Annotated in this window: 14 protein-coding genes and 2 tRNA genes; 15 read left to right on the top strand and 1 reads right to left on the bottom strand. The window is 63.4% G+C overall.

Annotated elements, in window-relative coordinates; genetic code table 11:
• The first annotated feature begins 182 nt into the window (after positions 1 to 182).
• From dapB to greA, 4 genes are all read left to right on the top strand, one after another.
• On the top strand, positions 183 to 1,001 hold the full coding sequence (gene dapB / locus Q2K57_RS06490; RefSeq protein ID WP_112055923.1) for a 4-hydroxy-tetrahydrodipicolinate reductase: 819 nt from the start codon (positions 183 to 185) through the stop codon (positions 999 to 1,001).
• Positions 1,002 to 1,313: 312 nt separating this feature from the next.
• The gene (gene carA / locus Q2K57_RS06485; protein ID WP_112055922.1) at positions 1,314 to 2,459 is read left to right on the top strand and encodes a glutamine-hydrolyzing carbamoyl-phosphate synthase small subunit; all 1,146 of its coding nucleotides are present in this window, start codon (positions 1,314 to 1,316) and stop codon (positions 2,457 to 2,459) included.
• Between the two features lie 55 nt (positions 2,460 to 2,514).
• On the top strand, positions 2,515 to 5,745 hold the full coding sequence (gene carB, locus Q2K57_RS06480; RefSeq protein ID WP_304526385.1) for a carbamoyl-phosphate synthase large subunit: 3,231 nt from the start codon (positions 2,515 to 2,517) through the stop codon (positions 5,743 to 5,745).
• Positions 5,742 to 6,218, top strand: a complete 477-nt coding sequence (greA, locus tag Q2K57_RS06475) for a transcription elongation factor GreA (protein ID WP_112055920.1) — start codon at positions 5,742 to 5,744, stop codon at positions 6,216 to 6,218. Before carB ends, greA begins: the two co-directional genes overlap by 4 nt.
• A gap of 213 nt (positions 6,219 to 6,431) precedes the next feature.
• Here the strand turns inward: greA and yhbY are convergent, their stop codons facing one another.
• Entirely contained in the window at positions 6,432 to 6,758 is a 327-nt protein-coding gene (gene yhbY, locus Q2K57_RS06470; protein WP_112055919.1) for a ribosome assembly RNA-binding protein YhbY, read from the bottom strand.
• Between the two features lie 186 nt (positions 6,759 to 6,944).
• On the opposite strand from yhbY, the gene rlmE reads away from it, so the two are divergent.
• The 11 genes from rlmE (at position 6,945) to infB (ending at position 18,385) form a co-directional block, all read left to right on the top strand.
• The gene (gene rlmE / locus Q2K57_RS06465) at positions 6,945 to 7,607 is read left to right on the top strand and encodes a 23S rRNA (uridine(2552)-2'-O)-methyltransferase RlmE (protein WP_112055918.1); all 663 of its coding nucleotides are present in this window, start codon (positions 6,945 to 6,947) and stop codon (positions 7,605 to 7,607) included.
• Between the two features lie 205 nt (positions 7,608 to 7,812).
• Positions 7,813 to 9,807, top strand: coding sequence for an ATP-dependent zinc metalloprotease FtsH (gene ftsH / locus Q2K57_RS06460; protein ID WP_112055917.1), 1,995 nt, complete (start codon positions 7,813 to 7,815; stop codon positions 9,805 to 9,807).
• Positions 9,808 to 9,929: 122 nt separating this feature from the next.
• Positions 9,930 to 10,793 carry a dihydropteroate synthase gene (gene folP / locus Q2K57_RS06455; RefSeq protein WP_181463109.1) on the top strand — a complete coding sequence of 288 codons (864 nt, stop codon included), beginning with the start codon at positions 9,930 to 9,932 and terminating at the stop codon, positions 10,791 to 10,793.
• Positions 10,790 to 12,136 carry a phosphoglucosamine mutase gene (gene glmM / locus Q2K57_RS06450; RefSeq protein WP_112055916.1) on the top strand — a complete coding sequence of 449 codons (1,347 nt, stop codon included), beginning with the start codon at positions 10,790 to 10,792 and terminating at the stop codon, positions 12,134 to 12,136. Before folP ends, glmM begins: the two co-directional genes overlap by 4 nt.
• A 98-nt stretch (positions 12,137 to 12,234) precedes the next feature.
• Positions 12,235 to 12,984: a triose-phosphate isomerase gene (tpiA, locus tag Q2K57_RS06445; protein WP_112055915.1), complete on the top strand. Its 750-nt coding sequence runs from the start codon at positions 12,235 to 12,237 to the stop codon at positions 12,982 to 12,984.
• Between the two features lie 5 nt (positions 12,985 to 12,989).
• Complete coding sequence (secG, locus tag Q2K57_RS06440; protein ID WP_112055914.1) at positions 12,990 to 13,349, top strand: preprotein translocase subunit SecG; 360 nt, start codon at positions 12,990 to 12,992, stop codon at positions 13,347 to 13,349.
• A gap of 27 nt (positions 13,350 to 13,376) precedes the next feature.
• A tRNA-Leu gene (locus Q2K57_RS06435) sits at positions 13,377 to 13,463 on the top strand.
• Positions 13,464 to 13,589: 126 nt separating this feature from the next.
• Positions 13,590 to 13,666: transfer RNA gene (locus Q2K57_RS06430), tRNA-Met, on the top strand.
• Between the two features lie 202 nt (positions 13,667 to 13,868).
• The gene (gene rimP / locus Q2K57_RS06425; RefSeq protein WP_112055913.1) at positions 13,869 to 14,330 is read left to right on the top strand and encodes a ribosome maturation factor RimP; all 462 of its coding nucleotides are present in this window, start codon (positions 13,869 to 13,871) and stop codon (positions 14,328 to 14,330) included.
• 40 nt (positions 14,331 to 14,370) lie between these two features.
• On the top strand, positions 14,371 to 15,864 hold the full coding sequence (gene nusA / locus Q2K57_RS06420) for a transcription termination factor NusA (RefSeq protein WP_112055912.1): 1,494 nt from the start codon (positions 14,371 to 14,373) through the stop codon (positions 15,862 to 15,864).
• A gap of 28 nt (positions 15,865 to 15,892) precedes the next feature.
• Positions 15,893 to 18,385 (top strand): translation initiation factor IF-2, encoded by a 2,493-nt coding sequence (gene infB / locus Q2K57_RS06415; RefSeq protein WP_112055911.1) that lies wholly within the window; start codon positions 15,893 to 15,895, stop codon positions 18,383 to 18,385.
• Positions 18,386 to 18,394 lie beyond the last annotated feature (9 nt).

Genomic DNA, 18,394 nt, shown 5'->3' with positions numbered 1-18,394 from the left:
GGTGGCGTCCGGTGGGGTGACCCTCCGAGCTTAGGCCAGTCGCGGGGCGCGCGCATGACAGACGCGCCGCGTCGGCAGTTGCTATACTCCCGCGACTTTTTGCACGACGTTTCACTTACACGACTTGCCTCGTGATGTTCCGCGACTTGTCCCGCAAGTTTCGCCAACCGCTTGGAGACTGTATGTCCTCTCACGCTCCCCGCATTGCTATCGTCGGTGCCGCCGGCCGCATGGGCCGCACCCTGATCAACGCCGTCACGCAGGATCCGGAGGCCATCCTGGCCGCGGGCATCGTCGAGTCGGGTAGCTCGCTCGCGGGTGCCGATCTTGGCGAGCTTGCGGGCCTTGGCAAGCTCGGCGTGGTGGCCAGCGACGACCTTACCGCTGTGCTCGATGACGTCGATGTGCTGATTGACTTCACCGCGCCTCGGGTGACGCTGGATAATCTGGCGCTGTGCGCCCAGCACGGCAAGGCGATCGTGATCGGCACCACCGGGCTTTCCGATGATGAGATCGCCGAGCTCGACGGCTATCGTGATCGGGTGCCGATGGTCTTTGCCCCCAACATGAGCGTCGGCGTCAACCTGACTCTCAAGCTGCTGGAGACCGCCGCCAAGGCGCTGGGCGATGAGGGCTACGATATCGAAGTGATCGAGGCCCACCACCGCCACAAGGTCGATGCGCCCTCCGGCACGGCGCTGAAGATGGGCGAGGTGATGGCCGATGCGCTGGAGCGGCCCCTCAAGGAGTACGGCGTGTTTGAGCGGGTCGGCCACTGCGGTCCGCGTACCGACAAGGAGATTGGCTTCGCCACTGTGCGCGCCGGCGACATCGTCGGTGAGCATACGGTGATGTTTGCCACCGAAGGCGAGCGCATCGAGATTACCCACAAGGCCTCGAGCCGCATGACTTTCGCCAAGGGCGCGGTGCGCGCGGCGCGCTGGGTGTCTGGTCGTGAGGCCGGCCGCTATGATATGCAGGATGTGCTCGAGCTCAAGTAACGCGAACCTGCCCGGTGCACGGCGTCCATTGGACCAAAGGGCTAGCCGTCGGGCGGTGATTCCGGTAACATTGATCAAATTTTTTGGCCGGGCGATGTTGCCACGCTTGTAGCGGATCGCACCTCGCTTGTAGCGAATCGCCCCAGCAGGCATGTAGAGCGAATGACAACAAGCGGGATGAAACCGGTTCTCCGGGTTTCGTCCCGCTTTTTTACGAGCCGCCGGCAGCGCCCGCCGCCATAAAAGCACACCAGTCGTCGGACGATGAGGCCGTTGCCCCTGACGGTCTCCTGAGCATGGGAGGAAGTTGCGTTGAACAAACCCGCGATATTGGCCTTGGAAGATGGCAGCGTTTTCCACGGCACTGCGATCGGCGCCGATGGGCAAACCAGCGGTGAAGTGGTGTTCAATACCGCCATGACCGGTTACCAAGAAATTCTCACCGACCCCTCCTACACCCGACAGATCGTCACCCTCACCTATCCCCACATCGGCAACACCGGCATCAACTCAGAAGACGTCGAATCCGGCGCCATCGCCGCCGCCGGTCTGGTGATTCGCGATCTGCCGCTGCTGGCCAGCAACTTTCGCAGCGAGCAGCGCCTCGATGACTACCTGAGAAGCCAGAACGTGCTCGGCATCGCCGACATCGATACGCGTCGGCTGACCCGCATCCTGCGTGACAAGGGGGCCCAGAATGGCGCCATCCTGGCCGGCGCGGATGCCGAGGGCGATGACGCCGTCGAGCGTGCCCTGGCCGCGGCCAAGGCTTTCCCGGGCCTCAAGGGCATGGATCTGGCCAAGGTGGTGTCCTGTCAGAGCCCCTATGAGTGGAGCGAAGGCGAGTGGACCCTGGGTCAGGGTTACGCCGATACCTCCACCCACGAGCGTCCCTTCCATGTGGTCGCCTACGACTTCGGCGTCAAGCGCAACATTCTGCGCATGCTGGCCTCTCGTGGCTGTCGCCTGACCGTGGTGCCGGCCCAGACCCCGGCCGCCGAGGTGCTGGCGCTCAACCCGGATGGCGTCTTCCTGGCCAACGGCCCGGGTGACCCCGAGCCCTGCGACTATGCAATCACTGCGATCCGCGAGATTGTCGACACCGAGCTTCCGGTGTTCGGCATCTGCCTGGGCCATCAGCTGCTGGCGCTGGCCAGCGGCGCCAAGACCGCCAAGATGAAGTTTGGCCACCACGGCGCCAACCATCCGGTCCAGGACCTGGAAACCGGGCAGGTGATGATCACCAGCCAGAACCACGGCTTTGCCGCCGACGAGGCGAGCCTGCCGGCCACGCTGCGCGCCACCCATCGCTCGCTGTTCGATGGCTCGCTGCAGGGCATCGAGCGCACCGACCGTCCGGCGTTCAGCTTCCAGGGTCACCCCGAAGCGAGCCCCGGCCCGCGCGATGTCGCGCCGCTGTTCGACAAGTTCGTTGCCCTGATGCAGGCCCGCCGCTAGGCGGTCCCTGCTCGATCGCGCCGTCGTCTGTCACCTTTTTTTTGCGGGAAACGTCATGCCCAAGCGTACCGATATCCAGAGCATCCTGATCATTGGTGCTGGCCCGATCGTCATCGGCCAGGCCTGCGAATTCGACTACTCCGGCGCCCAGGCCTGCAAGGCCCTGCGCGAGGAGGGCTACCGGGTCATCCTGGTCAACTCCAACCCGGCGACCATCATGACCGACCCGGTGATGGCCGATGCCACCTACATCGAGCCGATCACCTGGGAAACGGTGGAGAAGATCATCGAGGCCGAGCGCCCCGACGCGGTGCTGCCGACCATGGGTGGCCAGACCGCCCTGAACTGCGCCCTGGAGCTCGACAAGCACGGCGTGCTCGAGAAGTACGGCGTGGAGATGATCGGCGCCAATGCCGACACCATCGACAAGGCCGAAGATCGTGATCGCTTCGACCAGGCGATGAAGAAGATCGGCCTGGAGTGCCCCAAGGCCAAGGTCGCGCACTCGATGGATGAGGCCTGGGAGATTCAGGCCGAGCTTGGCTTCCCGACCATCATCCGCCCGTCCTTCACCATGGGCGGCTCCGGTGGTGGCGTGGCCTACAACAAGGAAGAGTTCGAGGAAATCTGCGACCGCGGCTTCGAGCTTTCCACCAATCATGAGCTCCTGATCGACGAGTCGCTGCTCGGTTGGAAGGAGTACGAGATGGAGGTCGTGCGCGACAAGCACGACAACTGCATCATCGTCTGCGCCATCGAGAACTTCGACCCGATGGGCGTGCACACCGGCGATTCGATCACCGTGGCTCCGGCCCAGACGCTGACCGACAAGGAATACCAGATCATGCGCGACGCATCGCTTGCGGTGCTGCGCGAGATCGGCGTCGAGACCGGCGGCTCCAACGTGCAGTTTGGCGTCGACCCGGATACCGGACGCATGGTGGTGATCGAGATGAATCCGCGGGTGTCGCGCTCCTCGGCGCTGGCCTCCAAGGCCACCGGCTTCCCGATCGCCAAGATCGCCGCCAAGCTGGCGGTCGGCTACACCCTCGATGAGCTCAACAACGACATCACCGGCGGTCGCACGCCGGCGTCCTTCGAGCCGGCCATCGACTACGTCGTGACCAAGATTCCGCGCTTCACCTTCGAGAAGTTCCCGCAGGCCAACGATCGTCTGACCACCCAGATGAAGTCGGTGGGCGAGGTGATGGCGATCGGCCGTACCTTCCAGGAATCGCTGCAGAAGGCGCTGCGCGGCATGGAGACTGGCAAGGACGGTCTCGATCCGGTGGTCGACGACTATTCGCCGGAGAGCATGGCGCACCTCAAGGGCGAGCTGCAGGCCGCCGGCGCCGAGCGCATCTTTTACATCGCCGACGCCATGCGCGCCGGCCTCTCCGTTGACGAGATCTTCGCGCTCACCAACGTCGACCGCTGGTACCTGGTGCAGATCGAGGACCTGATTCGTCTCGAGGAAGACCTCAAGCGCCGCTCGCTGTCCGACTTGAGTGGCCGCGAGATCTTTGTGCTCAAGCGCAAGGGCTTTAGTGACGCCCGCTTGGCGGCCCTGCTCGGGGTGTCCGAGGGCGAGTTCCGCAAGGCGCGCCATGGCCATGACGTGCGCCCGGTCTACAAGCGCGTCGACACCTGCGCCGCCGAGTTCGCCTCCGACACCGCCTACATGTACTCCACCTACGAGGAAGAGTGCGAGGCCGAGGTCAGCGACAAGAAGAAGATCATGGTGCTGGGCGGTGGGCCCAACCGCATCGGCCAGGGCATCGAGTTCGACTACTGCTGCGTCCACGCGGCACTCGCCATGCGCGAGGATGGTTACGAGACCATCATGGTCAACTGCAACCCGGAGACCGTGTCCACCGACTACGATATCTCCGATCGTCTCTACTTCGAGCCGGTGACCCTCGAGGATGTGCTGGAGATCGCCGACAAGGAGCGCCCGGAGGGCGTGATCGTGCAGTTCGGCGGTCAGACCCCGCTCAAGCTGGCGCGTGCCCTGGAGGCCGCCGGCGTGCCGATCATCGGTACCACCCCGGACGCCATCGACCGCGCCGAGGACCGTGAGCGCTTCCAGCAGATGATCGACAAGCTGGGCCTCAAGCAGCCGCCCAACGCCACCGCCAGAAGCTTCGAGGAGGCCTTCGCCAAGGCCGAGGCCATCGGCTACCCGCTGGTGGTGCGCCCCTCCTACGTGCTGGGTGGACGGGCCATGGAAATCGTCTACTCGGCAAGCGAGCTCGAGCGCTACATGACCCATGCGGTCAAGGTCTCCAACGACTCGCCGGTGCTGCTGGATCACTTCCTCAAGGCGGCCATCGAGGTCGACGTGGATGCGGTCAGCGACGGCGAGCAGGTGGTGATCGGCGGCATCATGCAGCACATCGAACAGGCCGGCGTGCACTCCGGTGACTCCGCCTGTGCGCTGCCGCCGTATTCGCTGCCGGCCGATGTGCAGGATGAGATGCGCGACCAGATCAAGCGCATGGCGGTGGAGCTCAACGTGGTGGGCCTGATGAACGTTCAGCTCGCCTGGCAGGACGGCGAGATCTACGTCATCGAGGTCAATCCGCGGGCCTCACGCACCGTGCCCTTCGTGTCGAAGTGCATCGGTACCTCGCTTGCCCAGGTCGCGGCGCGCTGCATGGCCGGCCAGACCCTGGCCTCTCAGGACTTTACCCGCGAGATCGTGCCGCACTTCTACAGCGTCAAGGAGGCGGTCTTCCCCTTCAACAAGTTCCCGGGGGTCGATCCGATCCTGGCACCGGAGATGAAGTCTACCGGTGAGGTGATGGGCTCGGGCGAGACCTTTGCCGAAGCCTTCTACAAGGCGCAGTTGGGCGCCGGCGAGGCGATTCCGCGCCTGACCGGCGAGCGCAAGGCCTTCCTGTCGGTCCGCGAGCCCGACAAGGAGGGCGTTATCGAGGTGGCCCATTCTTTGATAGAATTAGGCTTTACCCTTTGCGCTACCCGCGGCACTGCACGCGCCCTCGAGGCCGCGGGTATTGCCGTCGAGTCCGTCAACAAGGTCAATGAAGGCAGGCCACACATCGTCGACATGCTCAAGAACGACGAGGTGGCCTACATCGTCAATACCACCGAGGGGCGCCAAGCCATCACCGACTCCTCGGTCATCCGCCGCACCGCTCTCGCCCGCAAGGTTCCCTACGCCACTACGTTGGCGGGGGCGCGGGCCGTTTGTCTGGCGCTTGAGTACGGCAATCAGATCACGGTGCGGCGGCTTCAGGAACTGCATGCAGGAGCGACACAATGAACAAGGTCCCGATGACCGTGGCCGGCGAGCAGAGCCTGCGACAAGAGCTTGAACAGCTCAAGAGCGTGGAGCGCCCCCAGGTGATCGCCGCCATCGCCGAGGCCCGTGAACACGGCGATCTCAAGGAAAACGCCGAATACCATGCCGCTCGTGAGCAGCAGGGATTTATCGAAGGTCGCATCCAGGAGATCGAGGGCAAGCTCTCGAGCTCTCAGGTGATCGACGTCACCAAGCTGCCCAAGACCGGCAAGGTGATCTTCGGCGTGACCGTCGAGCTGATCAATCTGGATAACGACGAGGAAGTGCGCTATCGGATCGTTGGCGAGGACGAAGCCGACATCAAGTCTGGCAAGATCTCGGTCACATCCCCGATCGCCCGTGCCCTGATCGGCAAGGAGGAAAGCGACGTGGTGGTGGTCAAGACCCCCGGCGGAGAGGTCGAGTACGAGATCGGTAGCGTCGAACACCTCTGATCTCAGGACCTGATCGTGAGCTCTGGGGCGGCCCCTCGGCACAGGGGCCAGGCCTCAAACCGGTCACGAGAGGCCGGTCAGCAAGGCTCGTCACCAGAGCCCGTCACCAGAGCCCGTCACCAAGAGAGCCAGGGAACAGCCACAAAAAGCCCGCGACACTGTCGCGGGCTTTTTTATGCGGCGTTGGGCGAGAAGCGCCCGCCGGGCCCTGGTCTAGCGACGGCCGTGATGTTCCTCGAAGCGCTTGATGTTGGAGAGCTTCGGGTTGGCCTTGGGGTTGGCGCGATAGAGCAGCACCATCTTGCCGATGCTCTGCACGTTGATGGCGCGAGAGGCCTTGGTCAGCTCATCGATGACGGCGGCGCGGTCGTCGCGCTCGGGGATGGCAAGCTTGACCTTGATCAGCTCATGGTCGCCCAGGGCGCGGTCGAGTTCCGCCAGCACGCCCTCAGAGATGCCGTTCTCGGAGACGGTCACGACCGGGTTGAGGTGATGGCCGATGCTGCGCAGTGCTTTCTTTTGTGCCTGTGACAAGCTCATGATATCTTGATCGTTCCGGTTGTGCTGACAGATTGTACTGAACAGGCCATGGTACGTGGAAGTTGGTCTTTGCGAAAGCGTTGGCCTTTGCGAAAACGTTGGTCTTTGCGAAAACACTGTCTCCGCGAAAGCCAAGCGACCGGTCCCCTCTAGTTATTCGATTCCCCAAGCATTTCAGGTGATGACGTGGCACGCTCCACCAGCTCCAAGAGTGCCGGGTCACGTGGTGGCCAGGCCAGCAAGACCAGCGGTAACTGGCTCAAAGAACACTTCGACGACCAGTACGTGCAACGCTCCTGGCAGGATGGCTATCGCAGCCGGGCGAGCTATAAGCTGCTCGAGCTGGATGCCAAGGACAAGCTTTTCAAGCCAGGCATGACGGTCATTGACCTGGGGGCGGCCCCCGGCGGTTGGAGTCAGGTCGCCGCCGAAAAGGTCGGTGAGCGCGGTCTGGTGATCGCTTCCGACATCCTCGAGATGGATGCCCTGGCCGACGTTACCTTCCACCAGGGCGATTTCACCGAGGATTCGGTGCTTGAGGCAATCCTCGAAACCCTCGGCGAGCGGCGCGTAGACCTTGTTATGTCTGACATGGCCCCCAATATGAGTGGTATGGCCGCGATCGATCAGCCTCAGGCGATGTATCTGGTCGAGCTGGCCCTTGATCTGGCTCGCCAGACGCTGTCACCTGGCGGTCGGTTCCTGGCCAAGGTCTTCCAGGGCGAGGGCTTCGATGCCTACCTCAAGGAATTGCGCGGCAGCTTCACCAAGGTCATGACCCGCAAGCCGGAGGCCTCCCGGGCGCGTTCTCGGGAAGTCTACCTGCTGGCGGACGGTTTTCGCGGCTGATCCCCTTTAGGGTTGCACCGCTTGGGCGAGGGCAGGGTGCCGTCGCCCTTCATAGCGATTGGCTATGGTTCTCATGTACGGACACGTACTGTCGAGTGTGCGATGCTGATCGACGCTGGCGTCGGGTGGTTGAACGCGCTGGGCTCCTGTAGTGTCGAATGCATAACCACGTTGGCAGTTTGATTTCAGCAATGAGGGTATTCCCTTGAATGATATGGCGAAGAACCTGATCCTGTGGTTGGTCATCGCGGCGGTGCTGCTGACGGTGTTCAACAACTTCAGTGTCGAGAACTCACCGCAGACGATGAACTACTCTCAGTTCGTCCAGCAGGTGCAGAACCAGCAGGTCCGCACGGTCACCATCGATGGCTATACCATCACCGGTGAGCGCACCGACGGGTCGGATTTCCAGACCATTCGGCCGTCTGCGCAAGACCCCAAACTGATGGATGATCTGTTGGCCAACGATGTCACCGTGGTCGGCAAGAAGCCCGAAGAGCAGAGCCTGTGGACGCGGCTCTTGATCGCCAGCTTCCCGATCCTGATCATCCTTGCCATCTTCCTGTTCTTCATGCGTCAGATGCAGGGCGGTGCCGGCGGCAAGGGTGGGCCGATGAGCTTTGGCAAGTCCAAGGCCAAGCTGCTCTCCCAGGATCAGATCAAGACCACTTTCGCCGATGTCGCCGGCTGCGACGAGGCCAAGGAGGAGGTCGAAGAACTGGTCGACTTCCTGCGTGACCCGTCCAAGTTCCAGCGCCTGGGGGGCACCATTCCCCGCGGCGTGCTGATGGTGGGCCCGCCGGGTACCGGTAAGACGTTGCTCGCCAAGTCCATTTCCGGTGAGGCCAAGGTGCCGTTCTTCTCGATCTCTGGCTCCGACTTCGTCGAGATGTTCGTGGGTGTCGGTGCGTCCCGCGTGCGTGACATGTTCGAGCAGGCCAAGAAGCAGGCACCCTGCATCATCTTCATCGATGAAATCGATGCCGTGGGCCGCTCGCGTGGCGCCGGCATGGGCGGCGGCAATGATGAGCGCGAGCAGACGCTGAACCAGCTGCTGGTCGAGATGGACGGCTTCGAGGCCAACGAAGGCGTCATCGTCATCGCCGCCACCAACCGTCCCGACGTGCTCGACCCGGCGCTGCTGCGTCCGGGCCGCTTCGACCGTCAGGTGACTGTCGGCCTGCCGGACATCCGCGGCCGCGAGCATATCCTCGGCGTCCACCTGCGCAAGGTGCCGCTGGCGGATGACGTCAAGCCGTCGCTGATCGCCCGCGGTACTCCCGGTTTCTCCGGCGCTGACCTGGCCAACCTGGTCAACGAGGCAGCCCTGTTCGCCGCGCGTCGCAACAAGCGCTTGGTGGGCATGGAAGAGCTCGATCTTGCCAAAGACAAGATCATGATGGGCTCCGAGCGCAAGTCGATGGTCATGACCGACAAGGAAAAGCTCAACACCGCTTACCACGAGTCCGGCCATGCCATCATCGGTTTGGTGATGCCCGAGCACGATCCGGTCTACAAGGTCACCATCATTCCCCGTGGCCGGGCGCTGGGCGTGACCATGTTCCTCCCCGAGGAAGACCGTTATAGCCTGTCCCGTCAGCAGATCATCAGTCAGATCTGTTCGCTGTTCGGCGGCCGGCTGGCCGAGGAAATGACGCTGGGTCCGAATGGTGTCACCACCGGCGCCTCCAACGACATCAAGCGTGCCACCGAGCTGGCCCACAACATGGTGGCCAAGTGGGGCCTGTCCGAGGAGATGGGGCCGATCATGTACGACGAGGATGAGTCGCATCAGTTCCTCGGCGGCGGTGGCCAGGGCGGCGGCAAGTTCAAGTCCGGCGATACCACCACCAAGCTTGATCACGAGGTGCGTCGCATCATCGATGGCTGCTATGCACAAGCCAAGCAGATCCTCGAGGACAACCGCGACAAGCTGGATGCCATGGCCGAAGCGCTGATGCAGTTCGAGACCATCGACGCCGACCAGCTCGCCGACATCATGGACGGTCGCCCGCCGCGCCCGCCCAAGGATTGGGATGATGACGGCGGCAGCGGTTCGCCGATCGGCGGCGCGCCCAGCGCAGACGATCAGTCCAGCGGCAAAGAAGACGACAAGGACACCTCGTCTGACGCCGATGAGGACGATGACGAGCCGCGTCGCCGTCCCTCTGACCCCCTGGGTGGCCCCGCCGGCCATTAAGGCAGGGCATCCCAGCAAGACGCGAGGCGCCCCTAGTGGGCGCCTCTCGCGTTTATTGGGTATCATGCGCACCAGCATCCCCCGTGCGGGGCCAATTGCCAGTCAGCAGGATCAAGCAAGCCATGAATGACGGACAAGGCGCCAGTGCGCTGCAGTGCGGCCGGCATCGCCTGGATATTTCCTTTCCCCGCGTGATGGGGATCCTCAACGTGACACCGGATTCTTTCTCCGACGGTGGCCAGCACGCGGCCATCGACGATGCGCTGCGCCATGCCGAGCGCATGCTGGCCGAGGGCGCGGCGATCATCGACGTGGGCGGCGAATCGACCCGGCCGGGAGCGGTCGAGGTTTCGCCTCAGCAAGAGCTCGATCGGGTCGCCCCGGTGGTAGAGCGCTTGGTGCGCGAGCTTGATGCCCTGGTATCGGTCGACACCAGTGCCCCCGAGGTCATGCGCGAGACCGCCGCGCTGGGGGCGGGCATGCTCAACGACGTGAGGGGCCTGCGCCGTGAAGGCGCGTTAGGGGCGGCCGCACATAGCGGCTTGCCGGTGTGCCTGATGCATATGGTCGGCGAGCCTGACACCATGCAGCGAGCCCCGGGCTATGAGCAGCCGGTGGAAGAGGTCGTTAAGGTCTTTCTCGAGGAGCGCATCCGCGCCTGCGAGGCGGCGGGCTTGCGGCGCGAACGCTTGATCCTCGATCCGGGCTTCGGCTTTGGCAAGAGCGTCGAGCACAACCTGCGCCTGCTCAACCGCCTGGCGGGCCTCAAGGATCTGGGGCTGCCGATTCTCGCCGGCATGTCGCGCAAGAGCATGATCGGCAAGGTGCTCGAGCGCCCGGTGGAAGAGCGCCTGCCGGGCAGCCTGGCGCTGGCGGCACTAGCCGTCGAGCGCGGCGCACGGATTCTGCGTGTCCACGATGTGGGGCCCAGTGTGGATGCCGTGAACATGACCTGGGCCGTGATGGAGGAGGGGTTTACCCCATGAGCAGACGTTATTTTGGTACCGACGGTATCCGCGGCACCGTGGGCGATTACCCGATCACTCCTGATTTCATGCTCAAGCTCGGCTGGGCCGTGGGGCGCGTGCTGGCCCGTGAAGGGCGGACCAAGGTGCTGATTGGCAAGGACACCCGGATTTCCGGCTATATGTTCGAGTCGGCACTCGAGTCGGGTCTGTCGGCGGCCGGTGTCGATGTCTCGCTGCTGGGGCCGATGCCGACGCCGGCCATTGCCTATCTGACCCGCACCTTCCGGGCGCATGCCGGGATCGTGATCTCCGCGTCGCACAATCCCTTCGAGGATAACGGCATCAAGTTCTTCTCCGCCGAAGGCGCCAAGCTCCCCGATGCGATCGAAGAGCGCATTGAGGAGATGCTCGAGGCGCCGTTGACCACTGTGGCGCCGGATCGGCTCGGTAAGGCCGTGCGAATCGACGATGCGCCGGGTCGCTACATCGAGTTCTGCAAGTCGACGGTGCCCGATCGGGTCAGTCTGCATGGCTTGAAAATCGTCCTCGATTGCGCCCACGGTGCGACCTATCACATCGCACCCAGTGTCTTTCGCGAGCTCGGCGCCGAGGTCAGCGTGGTCGGTGCTAGCCCCGACGGTCTCAATATCAATCATGAGGTCGGCTCGACGCACCCGGCCAGCCTGCGGGCAGCGGTGATCTCACGGGGCGCCGACCTGGGTGTCGCCTTCGACGGCGACGGCGACCGGGTGCTGCTGGTCGATGCCGACGGCCGCGAACTCGACGGCGACGACATCCTGTTCCTGATCGCCCGCGACCGTCATGCTCGCGGTGAGCTGGGCGGCGGGGTGGTCGGCACGCTGATGTCCAACTTTGGCCTCGCCGCGGCCCTTGAAGCGCTGGGCATACCCTTCGAGCGCGCCAAGGTCGGCGACCGCTATGTGATCGAGCGCCTGGTGGCCAACGGCTGGCAGCTGGGCGGTGAGTCCTCCGGGCACATCGTCTGTGGCCACATCCAGACCACCGGCGACGGCATCGTCTCGGCGCTTCAGGTGCTGGCGATCATGGTCCGCGAGGGCCAGACGCTTGCCAAATTGCTGGGCGGTTTCGAAAAGGCGCCTCAGGCCCTGGTCAATGTGCGCCTTAATGCCGCCACCGATCGCGGCGCGCTGATGGATAGCGAGTCGCTGAAGAAGGCCGTCGCAAGCGTCGAGGCTGAGCTCGGCAATGAGGGGCGTGTGCTGCTGCGCCCTTCCGGCACCGAGCCACTGATTCGGGTGATGGTCGAGGGGCGGCCTCATCTCGATGTGGACGGCCTGGCCAGGCGCCTGGCCGGCGAGGTCGAATCGCTGGTCGACTGAGTCACACCCGCTGATGGCCGGCATGCCTTGTGGTGTGCTGGTTGTCATGCTATGAGCGCTCCTATACCATTTCGCACCACCTTGAAAGAGGACCGTCTATGCGTACTCCGCTGATTGCCGGTAATTGGAAGATGAATGGCTCGTTGGCGCTGGTCGATAGCTTCGCTCGCGCCCTTGCAGCGCGCGGCGTTTCCGCGACGGCCGACGTGGCACTGATGTTGCCGGCGCCCTATCTGCATGCCGCGCATCAGGCGTTTGCCGAATTGCCGGTGGCGCTGGGCGGTCAGACGCTCTATCACCAGCCGAGTGGCGCCTTCACGGGCGAAGTCAGCGCTAGCATGCTCAGCGATTGCGGGGCCCGCTACGTGCTGGTCGGTCACTCCGAACGGCGCGAGCTGTTCGCTGAAGACGATGCCGAGGTGCTGGCAAGGGTCAAGGCGGCCCTCGCCGCCGAACTAACGCCGGTGCTGTGCGTCGGTGAGACCCTCGAAGAGCGAGATGCCGGCCGTACCGAGGCGGTGGTGCTCGGGCAGCTGGCGGCGGTCTTCGACGCTCTCGCTGCGGACGAACGGTCTCGGCTGGTCGTCGCCTACGAGCCGGTCTGGGCCATCGGTACCGGGCGCACCGCGACGCCCGAACAGGCTCAGCAGGTGCATGCGGCGCTTCGTGCGCATCTTGCGACCTATGATCCGACGCTGGCCGAGGGCCTGCGTCTGTTGTACGGCGGCAGCATGAAGGCTGCCAACGCCGCCGAGCTGCTCGCGCAGCCGGACATCGACGGCGGCCTGGTGGGGGGAGCCTCTCTCCAGGTCGACGATTTTCTAGCCATTTGCCAGTCAGCAGGTTGAACCCCATGCAAGTTGCCTTTCTCATGATCCACGTGGCGATCGCCATCGCCTTGGTCGTTCTCGTCCTGCTGCAGCAGGGCAAGGGCGCCGATGCCGGCGCCTCCTTCGGCGGCGGTGCCTCGCAGACCGTGTTCGGGTCCCGCGGCAGCGGCGGTTTCCTGTCAAAGTTCACGGCGCTGCTGGCGGCGGGTTTCTTTGCCACGTCCCTGACGCTTGCCTACTTTGCCTCCCAGGCAGGCCAGGCGCCTGAAACCGGCATTCCGGACGCCAAAGTTGTGGAGCAGCAAAACAACGTGCCAACGCTTGACGACTCCTCATCCGATATGGATAATACAGCGCCAGTGCTAGAGGAGAGCGGCAGCTAAGCCGGCCTCAATTAGTGCTCCCCTGATGCCGAAGTGGTGGAATTGGTAGACACGCTATCTTGAGGGGGTAGTGACCTTACGGTCGTGCGGGTTCAAGTCCCGCCTTCGGCACCATCTGGAACGCCTTGTTATGCCGAGGCCTTCAGTAGCAAGATTGGCATTCAGGCGATTGTCACTTCCACGGCAAGGTAAGAGTTCTTGACGTGAGCCAGAGTGGCAGGTAATATCGCCGACCTGTGATGCGGGGTGGAGCAGTCTGGTAGCTCGTCGGGCTCATAACCCGAAGGTCATCGGTTCAAATCCGGTCCCCGCTACCATTTAGGCCGTCAAGAGACGCCAAATGGGATATAAGGATTCTTGTGAAAGGCCCCTTCCAGTGAAGGGGCTTTTTGTTAGTAGCTCATCTGTTAGCCGTTCCCCTGTTACCAGCCTTCGCTGGTAACACGCCAATCAGCCACCTCGCTTCCTCTTTATCTCCCGGCCAGGTGCCTGACGCAACGGCTGTAGGAGTCTTCGTCTGTGGCAATCAAGGACGCTGCGCTATACGCGTTAATCGAGCCGGTGGCCTCCGCCATGGGCTTCGAGCTCTGGGGACTCGACTACCTGTCCCAGGGCAAACACTCCCGCCTGGTGATCTATATCGATGGCCCCAACGGCGTGACCGTCGACGACTGTGCCGATATCAGCCGCCAGATCAGTGCGGTCATGGATGTCGAGGACCCTATCGCCGGCGAGTACCGGCTTGAGGTGTCGTCCCCGGGCATGGACCGGCCGTTGTTCACCCTCGATCATTTCGAACGCTTCAAGGGGCATGTGGTGGCCATCAAGCTGCGCACACCCTTCGACGGTCGGCGCAAGTTCCAGGGACTGCTGGCCGGTATCGAAGAGGACGAAGTGTTGTTGCAGGTTGAAGGCGAGGAGTACTGCTTTCCCATCGACAGCATCGATCAGGCGCGTGTCGTGCCCCAGTTCGAGGATTGAGGTCGATGCATAAGGACAGGTTTTCTGGCGAGGCAAAGGCATGAGCAAAGAGATTTTGATGGTCGTTGACGCGATCTCGAATGAGAAGGGCGTGCCCCGTGACGTCATCTTCGAAGCCGTAGAAGCGGCGCTGGCCAGTGCATCGCGCAAGCGGTTCGACGGTCAGGAAGTCAACGTGCGGGTGGCAATCGATCGTGCAACCGGCGACTACGATACCTTCCGTCGCTGGGTGGTGATCGAGGACGACGAGTTCGAGAACCCGGACGCCGAGATCAAGCAGTCCTTCGCCGAGCGTCGTGATCCGCCGCTGACCGAGGGCGACGTGGTCGAGGAGCGCATCGAGAATGCCACCTTCGGTCGCATCGCGGCGCAGACCGCCAAGCAAGTGATCGTGCAGAAGGTCCGTGAGGCCGAGCGCGCCGAAGTGGTGCGCCAGTATACCGATCGCGAAGGCGAGCTGGTGGCCGGCATTGTCAAGAAGACGACACGTGAAGGGCTGATCATCGATCTGGGCGACAACGCCGAGGCGTTCCTGCCGCGTAATGAGATGATCCCGGGCGAGCGCTACCGCATGAACGAGCGGGTGCGTGCGCTGCTGGTCAAGGTCGACGCCGAGGCGCGTGGCGCCCAGTTGATCCTGTCGCGGACCTGCCCGGAACTGATCATCGAGCTGTTCAAGATCGAGGTGCCGGAAATTGCCGAGCAGCTCATCGAGATCAAGGGCGCGGCGCGGGACCCCGGTTCGCGGGCCAAGATCGCGGTCAAGACCAATGACCGCCGCATCGACCCGGTCGGTGCCTGCGTCGGCATGCGCGGTTCGCGAGTGCAGGCGGTGTCCACCGAGCTGCAGAACGAACGTGTGGATATCATTCTTTGGGACGACAACCCCGCGCAGCTGGTGATCAACGCCATGGCGCCGGCGGATGTCGCCTCGATTCTCGTCGATGAGGACAGCCATGCCATGGATGTCGCCGTCGCCGAGGACAATCTCGCCCAGGCCATCGGTCGCAGTGGCCAGAACGTGCGGCTCGCTTCAGAGCTGACCGGCTGGAAACTCAACGTGATGACCGAGGACGAGGCCGAGGGTAAGCGCGAGCAGGAAATCGATAGTCAGGTGGAATTCTTCATCAACCACCTGGAGATCGACGAGGAGCTGGCACGTATCATGGTCGAAGAAGGCTTCACTTCCCTGGAAGAAGTTGCCTACGTGCCCCTCGAGGAAATGCTCGAGATCGAGGAATTCGACGAGGATCTCGTCGAGGAGCTGCGTGCACGCGCAAAAGATGAGCTGTTGAACCTGGCAATTGCTTCCGAAGAGCAGCTCGACGGCGCCCAGCCCGCCGACGACCTGCTCGAGATGGAAGGGATGGAGCGTCACCTGGCCTTCATTCTGGCCAGCCGGGGCATTGTCACCATGGAGGACCTTGCCGAGCAGTCCGTCGATGATCTTGAAGACATCGAGGGCGTGGACGAGGAGCGCGCTGCGGCATTGATCATGACTGCCCGTGCGCCTTGGTTCGAGAGCGAACAGTAAACAGGTCACGGGCTCAGGAGGGTCGTTAATGTCAGACATGACCGTAAAAGATTTTGCCGTAAAAGTGGGGCGCGAAGTGCCCCGCTTACTAGAACAGATGAAAGAAGCCGGCCTGCCGCACAAGGCCGAGGGCGACGCTGTGTCCGAAGCGGACAAGAAGCGCCTGCTCGACTATTTGACCAAGAGCCACGGCGGCGATAGCGACGCCGGGGCCAAGAATCGCGTCACCCTGACGCGCAAGACCAAGAGCCGGATCCGTTCCGGTGATCGTGGCAAGTCCATTGAGGTCTCGGTCCGCAAGAAGCGCACCTACGTGAAGCGCGACGAAGAGCCGGCCGAGAAACCCAAGACCGAAGAAACGGGACCGCGCCAGCTGGTCGGCGACATGGCCGATTCCCAGGCCGAGCGAGCTGCCCGCGAGGCGGAAGAAGCCAAGGCCGCCAAGGCCAACGCCGAAGCCGCCAAGGCAGAGGAAGCGGCCAAGGCGACAGCGGCCGAGCCGGAGATTCCGGTGCCGGAGCTCGAGACTGCCGAGCCTGCTGCCCCCGAAGTCAACGCACCACCCAAGGAGCCCCGCGGCGATACGCGTCGGGCGCCCAAGAAGGCCGGTGCCAAGGCCAAGAAGGGTCGTCAGGAGCGTGACGATGACGATCGCGAAGAGCGCCGTCGCGGCGGCAAGAAAGCCAAGCGCGCTGAGCGTCGCGGCAGCCGTCGTGGCGGTCGTGAAGGCGGCGGCAAGCACGGCTTCCAGAAGCCGACGCAGCCGATCGTGCGCGAAGTGTCGATTCCCGAATCGATCAGCGTCGCCGAACTTGCCGACAAGATGTCGATCAAGGCCAACGAAGTTATCAAGGCCATGTTCAACATGGGCGCGGCCGTGACCATCAACCAGACCATCGACCAGGAGACCGCGGTAATCGTGGTCGAGGAAATGGGCCACAAGCCCAAGCTGGTCAAGGACGATGCCCTTGAGACCGAAGTGCTCGAGAGCATCTCCTACGAGGGCGAAGAGATTACGCGCTCTCCGGTGGTCACCGTTATGGGTCACGTCGACCACGGCAAGACCTCGCTGCTCGACTACGTGCGTCGTGCCAAGGTGGCGACCGGTGAAGCCGGCGGCATTACCCAGCACATTGGTGCCTATCACGTTGAGGACGATCACGGCGGCGTGACCTTCCTCGATACCCCGGGCCACGCGGCGTTCACCGCCATGCGTGCTCGTGGTGCCAAGGCGACCGACGTGGTGATCCTGGTGGTCGCTGCAGACGACGGCGTGATGCCGCAGACCATCGAGGCGATCGAGCACTCGAAGGCTGCCGGCGTGCCGATGGTCGTGGCGGTCAACAAGATCGACAAGGCGGGCGCTGATCCGGACCGGGTCAAGAACGAGCTGTCCCAGCACGGCGTCATCTCCGAAGAGTGGGGCGGCGACACCCAGTTCGTCCACGTCTCTGCCAAGTCTGGTGAAGGCATCGAAGACCTGCTGGAATCTATCCAGCTGGTGTCCGAAGTGCTCGAGCTCAAGGCCGTGCCGGAAGCGCCTGGCAAGGGCGTCGTGGTCGAGTCGCGTCTCGACAAGGGCCGTGGCCCTGTCGCGACCGTGCTGGTCCAGAACGGCACTCTGAAGAAAGGCGACATCGTGCTCGCCGGCCTCCACCACGGCCGCGTGCGTGCCCTGACCAACGAGCTTGGCAAGCAGGTCGACGAGGTCGGTCCGTCCATGCCGGTCGAGATCCAGGGTCTCGATGGCACGCCGGATGCCGGTGATGACTTCATGGTGCTCGAAGACGAGAAGAAGGCCCGCGAGATCGCCAACTTCCGTCAGGGCAAGTACCGCGAAGTGCGCCTGGCTCGCCAGCAGAAAGCCAAGCTGGAGAACATGTTCAGCCAGATGGGCAAGGAAGAGGTCGCCAAGGTCAACATCGTCCTCAAGGCCGACGTCCAGGGCTCGCTGGAAGCCATCAAGAGCGCTCTCGAAGAGCTCTCCACCGACGAAGTCGAGGTCGCCGTGGTGTCCTCGGGTGTCGGCGGCATCACCGGTACCGACGCCAACCTGGCGCTGGCCAGTGAGGCCATCGTGGTCGGCTTCAACGTCCGTGCCGACGCCGCTGCCCGCGAGATCATCGAGCGTGAAGGCCTGGATCTGCGCTACTACAGCGTGATCTACCAGCTGATCGACGAGGTCAAGCAGGCCATGAGCGGCATGCTGGCACCGGACTGGAAAGAAGAGATCGTCGGCGTGGCCGAGGTTCGCGACGTCTTCCGCGCGCCGAAGATCGGCGCCGTGGCCGGCTGCATGGTGGTCGAGGGCACCGTTCACCGCAACAAGAAGATCCGTGTGCTGCGCGAAAACGTGGTCATCTACGAAGGCGAGCTGGAATCCCTGCGTCGCTTTAAGGATGACGTCAACGAAGTGCGCAACGGCATGGAATGCGGTATCGGCGTCAAGAACTACAACGACGTCCAGGCCGGTGACAAGATCGAGGTCTTCGATCAGGTCAAGGTCGAACGCACCCTGTAACCGACCGAG

Origin of the sequence: Halomonas sp. I5-271120 (assembly GCF_030553075.1) — a bacterium.
Classification (GTDB): Bacteria; Pseudomonadota; Gammaproteobacteria; order Pseudomonadales; family Halomonadaceae; genus Onishia; species Onishia taeanensis_A.
Note: the sequence above shows the minus strand (reverse complement) of the source record. Positions and strands in the feature narration are given on the sequence as shown.

Bases quoted from the DNA above. Each gene is read 5' to 3' on its own strand.
- folP (WP_181463109.1), top strand. From the start codon at position 9,930: ATGAATGACGGACAAGGCGCCAGTGCGCTGCAGTGCGGCCGGCATCGC.
- greA (WP_112055920.1), top strand. From the start codon at position 5,742: ATGAACAAGGTCCCGATGACCGTGGCCGGCGAGCAGAGCCTGCGACAA.
- yhbY (WP_112055919.1), bottom strand. From the start codon at position 6,758: ATGAGCTTGTCACAGGCACAAAAGAAAGCACTGCGCAGCATCGGCCAT.
- infB (WP_112055911.1), top strand. From the start codon at position 15,893: ATGTCAGACATGACCGTAAAAGATTTTGCCGTAAAAGTGGGGCGCGAA.
- glmM (WP_112055916.1), top strand. From the start codon at position 10,790: ATGAGCAGACGTTATTTTGGTACCGACGGTATCCGCGGCACCGTGGGC.
- nusA (WP_112055912.1), top strand. From the start codon at position 14,371: ATGAGCAAAGAGATTTTGATGGTCGTTGACGCGATCTCGAATGAGAAG.
- dapB (WP_112055923.1), top strand. From the start codon at position 183: ATGTCCTCTCACGCTCCCCGCATTGCTATCGTCGGTGCCGCCGGCCGC.
- tpiA (WP_112055915.1), top strand. From the start codon at position 12,235: ATGCGTACTCCGCTGATTGCCGGTAATTGGAAGATGAATGGCTCGTTG.
- carB (WP_304526385.1), top strand. From the start codon at position 2,515: ATGCCCAAGCGTACCGATATCCAGAGCATCCTGATCATTGGTGCTGGC.
- secG (WP_112055914.1), top strand. From the start codon at position 12,990: ATGCAAGTTGCCTTTCTCATGATCCACGTGGCGATCGCCATCGCCTTG.